This is a genomic window from Streptococcus sp. 2154 (genome assembly GCF_013277255.1).
GTDB lineage: Bacteria > Bacillota > Bacilli > Lactobacillales > Streptococcaceae > Streptococcus > Streptococcus pseudopneumoniae.
The window spans coordinates 1-1,606 of record NZ_VMMK01000049.1; the positions used below are offsets into that span (position 1 = coordinate 1).

The 1,606-nt window shown below is 37.5% G+C and carries 3 pseudogenes; 2 read left to right on the forward strand and 1 reads right to left on the reverse strand.

Annotated features, from left to right (window positions below):
- Positions 1–174: pseudogene (locus HT693_RS11760) on the reverse strand (IS5/IS1182 family transposase); the annotation flags it as partial.
- A gap of 130 nt (positions 175–304) precedes the next feature.
- On the opposite strand from HT693_RS11760, the pseudogene HT693_RS08920 reads away from it, so the two are divergent.
- Both HT693_RS08920 and HT693_RS08925 read left to right on the forward strand, forming a co-directional pair.
- Positions 305–444 (forward strand): annotated as a pseudogene (locus HT693_RS08920) (IS630 transposase-related protein); the annotation flags it as partial.
- A 41-nt stretch (positions 445–485) separates the two neighbouring features.
- A pseudogene (locus HT693_RS08925) lies at positions 486–1,271 on the forward strand (IS630 family transposase).
- Positions 1,272–1,606 lie beyond the last annotated feature (335 nt).

The window sequence follows — 1,606 nt, forward strand, 5'->3', positions numbered from 1 at the left end:
TGAAGTCGCCATAAGAAGGTATTCTAGGCTTAGTTTAGGTTTTCGTCCCCCTTTTGCGTGTTTACCTTGATAAGCTGTTTTCAATACAGCTAACATCTCTTCAAAAGTCGTGCGCTGAACAGCAACAAGGAGCTTAAATCGTGTATCAGTTAGTTGTTTACTTGCTTCATAATTTTATTGTATCATATTTTTGTTTCACAGGAAGTCTATTATATTTAAGGATATTTGAAAGCTGTATTTTAGAAAAACAATTATGGAGTTTTGATATTTTCTTAGTTTCAAACAAGCATGTTATAATAAAGCTATGGCATATAGTACAGATTTTAAACATCGAGAATTAGATTACATCAAAGAGGGGCACAGCCATGTCGAGGCAGCCAAGGTTTTTGATGTTGGCGTCAGAACTCTCTTCATGTGGGAAAAGAAAGACGTGAACAAGGACACTCATACTAAGCTAAAATAAAAAAGCATTATATAGTAGTAATATGAAATCAACTAAAGAAGAAATCCAAGCTATCAAAACACTTTTAAAAGACTCTAGTACAGCTAAATATCATAAACGCCTTCAAATCGTTCTATTTCGTCTGATGGGTAAATCTTATAAAGAGATTATAGAGCTTTTAGGCTGTAATCAAACAACGATTTGGCCAACTGTAAAAAAATATGAGGAGTTCGGACGCGATTCTCTCCTTCAAGAAACACGTGGTGGTCGTAACCATGCATATATGACAATTGAGGAAGAGAAAGCCTTTCTTGCCCGTCATTTGAAGGCTGCAGAGGCAGGAGAATTTGTTACAATTGATGCCTTATTTCAGGCTTATACAAAGGAGTTAGGTCCTTCCTACACACGTGATGCCTTTTATCAACTCTTGAAGCGCCATGGTTGGCGAAATATTAGGCCACGTCCAGAACATCCCAAGAAAGCAGACGTTCAAACCATTGTCGCGTCTAAAAATAAAATCTCAATTCAAGAAGACAAGAAAGCGCTTTAAAACCAGTAGGCATTTTCGTAAGGTTCGCTTGATGTACCAAGATGAGGCTGGTTTCGGTAGAATCAGTAAACTGGGATCTTGTTGGGCTCCAATGGGGAGTAGGTCCACATGTCCATAGTCACTATATACGAGAATTTCGCTATTGTTATGGAGCTGTTGATGCCCATATTGGAAGATATCATGAATCAACTTCAAGATGTTATACAAGGACTGGAGAAGGAGGTGATAAAGTCCATCGTTAATCGGAGATGGACTAGAATGCTTTTTGAAAGCAGATGAGTATTAGATTATGAAGCAGAGCTGGAAGACGCTGAGATTTTAGGAAAGTTTTGGAATAAGGAAGGTTACTATATTATAGTTTATAACAATGCTAAAAAAGCCCCTGAACTGTTCAAGGTAGAGTTCTCTGAGTGGAAGCGTATGCATATAGGGGAGACATATTAGACAGCGTTAGGGGGATACACTTACTTTTAAGTATCAAAAAAATGAGCACTTCCGTAATTGGAAATGCTTGTTTTTTGATATGTTTAGACTCTTATACTCAATGAAAATCAAAGAGCAAACTAGGAAACTAGGAAACTAGCCGCAGGTTGTTCAAAGCACTGCTTTGAGGT